This window comes from Streptococcus acidominimus, from assembly GCF_001921825.1.
GTDB lineage: Bacteria > Bacillota > Bacilli > Lactobacillales > Streptococcaceae > Streptococcus > Streptococcus acidominimus.
Map to the genome: position 1 here is coordinate 1 of NZ_MSJL01000062.1, position 9,384 is coordinate 9,384.

A 9,384-nucleotide genomic window follows, 5' to 3' on the forward strand; every position below is an offset into this window, starting at 1 on the left:
TCATCCACACGATAGAGCTGTTCTTGACCACTAACGGCTACTGGTTCACCGTATTGGGCTTTCAAAGCGCTTTCGGCATCACTTTCTTGTGCCACCACCTTGGGTTGTTGGATTGCGTCACCCGCCTCCTCCTTTGACGGGCTCGCCTCTTGTCCAGCAGGGGCTGGTGCTGTATGATTGGCATTGTCAGAGCCAACCGTTTGTTTATTCGCTTCCTCAAGCGCTTCTTGATAGTCTGCCTCCAGCTGACCTTGCTTGATTGCTTGACCGATTTCCTCCGCATACATAATGGGACTATTGGAAATCAACAAGGTTGCCAACAAGAACCAGGTCATCAACTTATGAAGTCGTTTCATGGGACGTCTCCTTTACAAGGTAATACTCTATAAAAATCAAAATCTGACTAGGCAATGAAACTGCAGGTAGAACTGAAGTTCAGCAAGGTGAATTAACGACGTCAGAATTTGATTTTTGACGAGTATAAATAAAATAATAGAGTGTAAAAATTAGTACAATCGCATCAATAACGGACACAAGGACTGCTCCAACAGTCGGTAGCCAATAGTTGAGAAGAACCAGACCAATAGACACGGATACCACTCCTGTTAATGGTAGCCATAGGCAGTGCCTTCTTTCCCTAATAGGCAAATTCTTATGAATACTAACCAACCCAAAACACAAGATTACCTTTAGGACACTTTGAACGATGGTACTCATTGTCCAAACACCTATCCGCACGGCATCGTAGGCAAAGCTGGTATGATCATACAACAGTTGACCTAGTCCACCAATGATGAGACCCGAAAGAACTGCGCTCACAAGGTAAAGCAAGACAAGCTTTGTCAGTCGTTTATCAGACCGATGGAGCTTGTAAAACCAAACAAGCAAAGGAAGGAGCAACGCTATCCCTAAGACAAGGGCAACTAGGCTTAGTACTAGTAGAAGGACGGGCAAGCCCCTGTCTCTAGCCCAAGGAGAGACCACTCCTGTATAAATCAGTCTCTGACCAATTCCCAAAAGTAATAAACCTAGAGACAGCCTCCAAAATCTGGAAAGTTTCATCTTGTGGTTCATGTATCTGTCCTTTCTGTAGTAGATCTTAAACGAGCAGTAACGACATAGCGTTGATTATTGTTCACAGCATCACATGTCGAAAGGATTAAAAACCTGTCCTTGTCTTTTTCAATCGGCAAGGATCGGTAAGAGCCACCATAGGCCTCTACTCGTTCCTTTAGGGTGTCAAGGTAGTGGGTTAAGCCGCTTCTCGTCCCTAACTGGAAACTTTGAAAGAGGTGGTCATCTATATAAGGGTGTGCGGCTACGATGTCATATTCATAGTGATGGTCTATAGTATCAATCCTTATCAGGGGATGGTCTTTGAAAAACTGTCGATCCGCAAAATAATCCAAGGAGCCAAACATAGAATCATCAACCATAGCGTGCCCATAGATGATAGTGAGAGGATCATCCAAGGTTTTAGAATTGACTAATTCTGTAAAAATAGCCCCGTAATAGGTCACTGCACCATCTAAGTCATGAGACAAATAATAGCTATCATCGGTCGGATGTTGGGCGACTGGATAGTCTATCTTCGTTCCATCCACCCTCAACCAAGCATAGACGTCTGGATTGTGGTGGAGCAAGTCTACTTTTTTAGCTTCTCGTGATGACTTTCCCACATCCTCTTCTAGCCTTGAGAGGAGCTGAAAGCCGTAGATAAAAAGAGAGAGGATCGCAATCCCACTGATGAACCCAAATATTTTTCTCATTCTTCTTCTCCTTACATCAATGATTATAGCAAAAAGAACGCCTTATGTAAATAGGTTTTTCGACTTTATACAAAAGATTTATACCTGATAAAAATGATGTAGAAAGCGACTGTACCCCATCTGTACTCGCTAAGCCCAGAAACTCCCAACCTATTTCCTATTAGCATCCATTCCCTAGTTACTGGTACACTCAAAAACCCCGTAGCAGGCTACGAGGATTCTTTTTTATTCTACGGTAACGGCTTTCGCTAAATTACGTGGTTTATCAACGTCTAGTCCGCGTTGAAGTGATGCATAGTAGGCAATCAGTTGGGTTGGAATCACCATTGAAATGCTGGAAAGGAATGGGTGAACCTTGTTGACCACAATATCATCCTCTTCGCGCTCCAGCCCCTCTTCGACAACGGTCAAGATGTGAGCACCGCGGGAAACGACTTCTGCGATATTTCCGCGTGTGTGCGCAGCGACTTTCTCGCTAGCTGAAATCAAGGCGATAACTGGGGTGCCATCTTCAATTAGGGAAATCGTTCCATGTTTCAATTCACCAGCTGCAAATCCCTCACATTGGATATAGGAAATTTCTTTTAATTTAAGTGCCGCTTCAATCGTTACATAGTAGTCATTTCCGCGACCGATATAAAAGGCATTGCGAGTTGTTGCGAGTAACTTCTCCACTTTTTCAGCAATCATGTCTTTTTCAGACAAGGTGGCTTCAATTGATTGTGCTACGATTGATAATTCATGCACCAAGTCAAACTCACGCGCTTCTTGCTTGCCATTTGCTTCTCCAACTGCTTTTGATAGGAAAGCGAGGGCTGCAACTTGTGCTGTATAGGCCTTGGTAGAAGCTACTGCAATTTCAGGTCCTGCATGAAGAAGCATGGTATAGGTCGCTTCACGTGAAAGGGTAGATCCCGGAACGTTGGTAATGGTCAAACTTGGAATCCCCATTTCGTTAGCTTTCACCAATACTTGTCGACTATCAGCTGTTTCACCAGACTGGGTTAGCAAGATGAAGAGCGGTTTCTTGCTCAAGAGTGGCATGTGGTAGCCCCACTCAGAAGCCACACCCAATTCAACTGGCGTGTCTGTCAGAGCCTCTATCATGTTCTTAGAAGCATAACCTGCATTGTAAGAAGTTCCTGCCGCAAGAATATAGATGCGATCTGCTTCCTGAACAGCTTTGACAATGGCTGGGTCAACCTTCATCTGCCCGTCTGCATCCGAATATGCGCTGATTAGCTTACGCATAACAGTTGGTTGCTCATCAATTTCTTTTAGCATGTAGAAAGGATAGGTCCCTTTACCGATGTCTGATAAGTCCAATTCTGCTGTATAGCTACCGCGTTCGATTCTTTTACCATCATAGTCCATCACTTCCACACCCTCTTTTTTCACGATAACCAATTCTTTATCGTGAATTTCCATGTATTCACTGGTTTCACGAATCATTGCCATGGCATCAGAACAGACCATGTTGTAGCCGTCACCAAGACCGATAAGAAGGGGCGATTTGTTCTTAGCTACATAAATCGTATCAGGATTTGCAGTATCAACTAAGGCAAAGGCGTAAGACCCTTGGATAATATGAAGGGCTTTCTTAAAGGCTTCAAGTACGGACAACTTGTCTTCTTCGACGAACTTACCAATCAAGTGAACCGCGATTTCTGTATCTGTCTGTCCCTTGAAGTCATGACCTGCCAAGTAATTGGTCTTCATTTCCAGATAATTTTCAATCACACCATTGTGCACTAGGACGAAGCGTCCTGTTTGCGAAGTGTGAGGGTGGGCATTGTCTTCTGTTGGTTTTCCGTGAGTTGCCCAACGGGTATGCCCGATTCCAATTGTCCCCTCCACAGCATCTCCGACCTTAGCCGACAGATCGGCAATGCGTCCAACAGATTTGACCAAGTGTCCTGCTGCTCCACCTGTGACAAAAATTCCTGCTGAATCATATCCACGGTATTCTAATTTTTCAAGTCCTTGAAGTAAAATATCAGTTGCGTTTGTATTTCCAACAACACCAACGATTCCACACATATTATTTACCATCCATTTCTAAATCACAAATTGATAAATTGGTATAGTCATCTTTTATCTAAATAAAACCAATAATGATAGTATATAGTAAAGATTTTTATTTGTCAATTCTAAAATTGGTCTAGTCTAATTTGTGAAGAAAAAAACTAACCCTACTTCTGGGTTAGACCGTTATCGATAAAGCCAAATTCGCCGATTGGACTGATACGGAAGGTCAGGCGACCGATGACCTGTTTAGATGAAATCAAGCCGAGTGTGCGACTATCTTTGCGGTTAGTGCGAATGTCATTTAGAATCCAGTAATTCTTTTTTTCAAGACGGGGAACTATGACATCTTCTGTGTAGTAGTCTTGATGATTAGCTGATTTACTTAGGTAGGTCTCCTCGACAATTTCGTTATTACGGTACAACACATCATCCATATAGGTGAGGCTATCGCCCTCCTTGGCAATGATCCGACCGACATGCTCTTCCCCATCTACTTGATATAAGACAAAATCGCCATATTCAAGTTCCTTGCCTTTCACCGCAATGATAATATCATTTTCTTTGAGGTAGCGATTTGCCATCTGTTTCGTGATAGTGACCGGTTCAAAGACCCAGATCCGCAGTGCCATTATCCCTAGCGCCAGCAAGCCAATGATAATTATTCGATGAATAAATTCTCTTTTTGCCATAATTCTCTCCATTTCTCTATTATTTAGTATAGCATATTTTCGTAAACTTTACCTAAGACTTTCTCCCATAATTGCTGCGTAAACCGTCTCTGCTACTAGCTGATTTCCAAGCGGGGTCAAATGTAGCCCGTCACTGTAATACGCTGCCTGTCCCTCTGTCAGCGGGTAAAGGTTAATCCATTCTAGCCCTTTCTCCTCGGCAATTCGGGGAATGATTTCCTGTAATTCGCTACGGACAATAGCATTGTTGAGCCCAAAGCGACTGGTTGGAACATAAGGGGGCACTAAGAGATAGACATCTGGCTGACTAGGCATTTGCAGGTAGCGATCCACTAATTCGCCATATTCCGTGATAAAGCGTTCTTTATTCCAATAAGGAGCACGGCTATCATTACTTCCAATCATAATGATGACGATATCTGCTTCACTCTCCAACGATAACTGGGCATTTTTTTCTTGTAAATAGGGATAGTCTGAAGTAGACTGCAAGGATCGTCCACTCAAACCGAAATTTGATACTTGATAATGGTGACCTAACTTTTCAGCCAAGATACTGGGATAAGCATCACGTTCTCGATTTTCTAAGCCATAGCCATAGGTTAAACTATCGCCAACGGTCGCAACCTTGATAGCTCCAATTCCAATAGTCATGACTTCTGGGTACATTACATTTGGCATATCTTCTCCTTTTTTTCTATTCTATCATGAACGAGCACAGAAGACAATGGGCAGAAAGATACAAGCAATATACTTCTATGCTTATGCTGAAGGTTCTATGCCACACTCTGGCGACATATCTTATTCAACATATTTCCTCTAGCCTTGTCATCATCTAACATTCACTATCCTGCTTCTCAGCCAATGTAGCTTTTCTTAACTGAATGGAGTTAAGCTAAAGATTAGCTATGACAAATATATTTACATAGAATTGAGCGAGGGAAATATCTAGTTCAATACTGCTACTTTCTCAATAGATAGATGTCTCTTTATGTTATACTAGAGGTATGAAACAGAAGAAGATAGTCATTATTGGTGGAGGCATTGTGGGTTCTACTGCTGCCTTTTACCTCTCTCAAAATCCAGATATGCAGGTCCTACTAATTGACGAAGGGACAGGAAATGCAACGAGGGCTGCTGCTGGTATCATCTGTCCTTGGCTCTCCCAGCGCCGCAACCAAACTTGGTATCGCTTGGTGGATAAGGGGGCAGCCTTTTATCTGGACTTGATGCAGGATTTACAAGAAGCAGGCATTGCCCAACTCCCCTACCGACAAACAGGAACCTTGGTCTTTAAAAAGAAAGAGACGCTACTAGATAAACTAGCAAGTCTTGCTCAAGAAAGACAGGTTCATTCGCCAATGATTGGGCAACTTGATGTGTTAAGGGGACAAGAATTAAAAGAGAAAATCCCTCCGCTTGTAACAGATCAAGGGGCTGTCCTTGCACATGGTGGTGGACGAGTTGATGGTGGGCAACTCTTAGATCAATTGCAGGACTTATTCCAAGAACAGGGCGGGTGCTTAATCAAAGGACGTGCCAAGCTCTTAGCTGACAAGCAGATCCAAGTAGGGGCTAGCAGATACGACTATGATGAGCTTATCTTGGCAGCTGGGGCTTGGTTGCCAGACCTCCTTACTCCTCTAGGCTATCAAGTCGATATTGCGCCACAGAAAGGGCAATTGCTGACGCTTGATACTAATTTTGCGACCGACAATTGGCCGGGGTGTATGCTTCATGGGGAGATTGATATTCTTCCCTTTGAACAGGGAAAATTAGTCATCGGAGCGACCCATGAAAATGATATGGGCTATGATCTATCCCTTGATAAGGAGAAACTCCAGCAGATGAAAGAGGAGGCAACTTCTTTTATTCCAGACTTGGAACGCTACACCATCAGCGACACACGCGTTGGAACCCGTGCCTATACTTCAGATTTTCTACCTTTCTACGGACGCCTGTCCAATCATCCCTCTATTTTAGTCGCAAGCGGTCTTGGTTCATCAGGTCTTACCTGTGGTCCTTTTATTGGCTGGCAACTGGCACAGACTATCCTTGAGCAAGTTCATGGATTTGATGGTCAGCCCTATGCGCCAGATCCTTATATCATTTTCCAGCCAAGCCCATAATACTCACTAAAACGAGGCTGGACAAAAAATCTTCAAATAGTAAAGACGCAGGAAATCAAGTGATCAAAAACTTTGATTTCCTGCGTCTTTTGTTTAGTTCAAAATTGGTAGTCACTGAAGCTCAAAAGGAAGCGAGCTTGCAGGATTGAACATTGTGAGAGGTTAGAGATAAGAAGAGCGTAGCTAGCCTCCTCCTCCCTTTGACTTTCAAAGAGCATGCATCATGGACTTGATTAGTCGCCTTCCGCGACAATTAACATGGATTTAATCACCTTGCGATCCGCCATGTCTTGGTAGGCTTGGTTGACATCCTCTAAGGCATAGGTCTGCGTAAAGACGCGTCCCGGATTGATGTCACCATCCAAAACAGCTTTTAGTAAGACTTGCTTGTTATAAGTGGTGACCGAAGCTGAACCGCCTGCAACTGAAATGTTTTGGGCAAAGGTTGAGCCGAGTGGACGATTATTGTAATGCGGTACCCCGACAAAGCCGACACGTCCACCATTGTGAAGTACACCAATAGCTTGTTCGATTGCGGCTTCCGTACCGACACATTCCAGTGCAGCGTCTGCTCCACCGCCTAAAATATCACGTACCTTAGCAATTCCCTCCTCGCCACGCTCTGCTACGACAGCGGTCGCACCTGATTCTAATGCCATAGCCTGCCGATCGGCATGGCGGCTCATCTAAGCTCAAGAGAGATTTAAGCATACCTTCTGAATAGTCAGATGGCTGTCCCGGCACCTTTACCAATGCCCAATTGCCATAGTGGAAACGGAGGTATTCTGACTGGAAACCACCGCCCCAATTTGTCGGTGCAGGGTGATTATCACATGTCCCGTCAAATCCTGCACGGCAGGCATCACACTGCCCACAGCCATGTGTAAAGGGTACGATAACAAAATCACCGGGTTTCACCGTGGTAATCTCACTTCCTACTTCTTCAACAATTCCCAAGGCTTCATGTCCTGAATTGTTCGAATGGGCTGCACGCTCATCGCCATGCGAATAGGACCAGAGGTCTGAACCACAGACACATGCTCGCACAATCTTGATAATGACATCATCCTTTTCCTGAAGTTGAGGCTTTTCTACCTCACCGATAATCATTGAACCTGCCTTTTCAAAAATCGCTGTTTTCATTCTATTTCCTCGCTTTCTTTACTAAGCTATATCCTAGCACACAGGCAAGCGCCATTAGAGCACTACTGATATAAAAAGGGGTAATAAAGGTTTCGATCTGGAATTTTTCCAACAATTTGGTGAGGAATACAGGCGTTAAGACAACGCCAATATTACCTCCTGTAATGGCAAGGCTAGTCACGAAATGAACCTGTCCTTTCGGAAACTGCCTAGAAATATAGTAGAACTGAAAGGACATGATACCGACAAAACTCATCCCTACCAAGATACTTGCAAGGATAAAGAGAGGAAGATGAAACGGTAGGGTAAAGAGGAGATTACCAAGTCCCATGGCAATGAGGACTGCAAAAAGAGTCGTATCACCTAATTTCTTTACAATCGGTCCGAAGAAACAGCCTGTAATAATCCCACTAAATGCCAAGATGGTGAGCAACTGGCTGGACAAGGTGGTCAAAAAGCCGTATTGAGTCACGAGCAGGCTCGGAATTTTAATGGTAGCACCAATATAGCTGATGCCGACTAAGAAAGTTAGGAGGATAATCAAGGCTACCTGACGATTCCAGACAGCCGCCTCTTTTACTGTCACATGATTCTGGCTAGATTCTGGAACATATAGATAAAAGAGAATAAGGACTGGAAAGGCAAGCAGGTAGACTAAAAAGGTATAATTGACCCCAATTAGCAAGGCATATCCTGCGATAAAGGTCGTTAGGGCTTTTCCGATATTTAAGAAAGCTGTCCGCAGACCAATCATTTGAGCCCGCACTTCTCCCTCGTAAAAGTCGCTAATCAGACTAATCGATAGTGAATTGTAGAGTCCAATTCCCACTCCTAGCAGCAAGCGACAGATAAAGATGAGAGGGAAAGAGCTTAAAAAGGTTGGTAAGGCACCGAATACCCCAATCAAGCCCAGTCCTAATAAGACTGTCCGTTTGGTTCCGAGCCAAGAAACAACTAGATTGCTGAGTAAGACCGTAATGGTAATCATCATAGCGGGCACCGTCACCAAGCTCTCCACTGAAGCAAGACCAAGGCTTGGGTTCTTTGCGTGGTAATAGTCATAGAGTTTTGGAATGGCTGGTGCAATAGCCAAGTGAGACATTAAAAAGATGGAGATCACCAAGAGGGAAAATCGCATCATTGCTTTATTTTTCATGTTTTCTCCTTTCATCTTACACTATAAAACAAAACATGTAACATTATACACCTAAATGAATTGAGATACAAGTCTTGTATGAAGTCCTTTGATAGAGCCGGCAGTTCCGTCTATCCTTAAAGAGGTATTGTAGCCAGCTAAAACTGGAACAGCTGTCTCTGTTAAAGGGGAGCCATACTTGACTCACTCTATCTCCAGCCTTCAACAGTTGCGTCTCTTTTTTCGGAACTTTTAGTCCGTGTTCAATTACAAAATATAAACGAAATGCCTATAAGAGCCTAAAGGAAACAACTATATAAGCACAAAGCCCTCACCAAGGTTGTGATGATATACTCCACATATAGTAGACAGTGAAAAAACAAAAATTCACTAGACACTATAAGGGGAGTTTTCACATGTCCAAAAGAAGTCCAAAATCAGTAGAAGAAAAGTTAGAAATTGTTTGCTTATTCCTTAACCAAGAACAGTCGCTT

Annotated in this window: 8 protein-coding genes and 1 pseudogene; 1 reads left to right on the forward strand and 8 read right to left on the reverse strand. The window is 43.6% G+C overall.

Translation table 11 applies throughout. The features are described from left to right. From BU200_RS09550 to BU200_RS09575, 6 genes are all read right to left on the reverse strand, one after another. A partial coding sequence (locus BU200_RS09550) for a hypothetical protein (protein WP_142237043.1) occupies positions 1-356 on the reverse strand: 356 nt, incomplete at its 3' end. A 79-nt stretch (positions 357-435) separates the two neighbouring features. Further along, entirely contained in the window at positions 436-819 is a 384-nt protein-coding gene (locus BU200_RS11560; RefSeq protein WP_249024023.1) for a hypothetical protein, read from the reverse strand. A gap of 251 nt (positions 820-1,070) precedes the next feature. After that, positions 1,071-1,769 (reverse strand): class B sortase, encoded by a 699-nt coding sequence (locus tag BU200_RS09560; protein ID WP_075099928.1) that lies wholly within the window; start codon positions 1,767-1,769, stop codon positions 1,071-1,073. Between the two features lie 225 nt (positions 1,770-1,994). Then, on the reverse strand, positions 1,995-3,809 hold the full coding sequence (glmS, locus tag BU200_RS09565) for a glutamine--fructose-6-phosphate transaminase (isomerizing) (protein ID WP_075099929.1): 1,815 nt from the start codon (positions 3,807-3,809) through the stop codon (positions 1,995-1,997). A gap of 152 nt (positions 3,810-3,961) precedes the next feature. Beyond that, complete coding sequence (lepB, locus tag BU200_RS09570) at positions 3,962-4,486, reverse strand: signal peptidase I (RefSeq protein WP_075099930.1); 525 nt, start codon at positions 4,484-4,486, stop codon at positions 3,962-3,964. 48 nt (positions 4,487-4,534) lie between these two features. After that, complete coding sequence (locus BU200_RS09575; RefSeq protein ID WP_075099931.1) at positions 4,535-5,164, reverse strand: DUF459 domain-containing protein; 630 nt, start codon at positions 5,162-5,164, stop codon at positions 4,535-4,537. Positions 5,165-5,490: 326 nt separating this feature from the next. Between BU200_RS09575 and BU200_RS09580 the strand changes: the two genes are divergently transcribed. Beyond that, positions 5,491-6,612: an NAD(P)/FAD-dependent oxidoreductase gene (locus BU200_RS09580; RefSeq protein ID WP_075099932.1), complete on the forward strand. Its 1,122-nt coding sequence runs from the start codon at positions 5,491-5,493 to the stop codon at positions 6,610-6,612. 233 nt (positions 6,613-6,845) lie between these two features. On the opposite strand, the pseudogene BU200_RS09585 reads toward BU200_RS09580, so the two are convergent. Together BU200_RS09585 and BU200_RS09590 are read right to left on the reverse strand one after the other, a co-directional pair. Then, positions 6,846-7,755 (reverse strand): annotated as a pseudogene (locus tag BU200_RS09585) (alcohol dehydrogenase catalytic domain-containing protein). A 1-nt stretch (position 7,756) separates the two neighbouring features. Further along, positions 7,757-8,911: an MFS transporter gene (locus BU200_RS09590; RefSeq protein WP_075099933.1), complete on the reverse strand. Its 1,155-nt coding sequence runs from the start codon at positions 8,909-8,911 to the stop codon at positions 7,757-7,759. Positions 8,912-9,384: the final 473 nt, after the last annotated feature.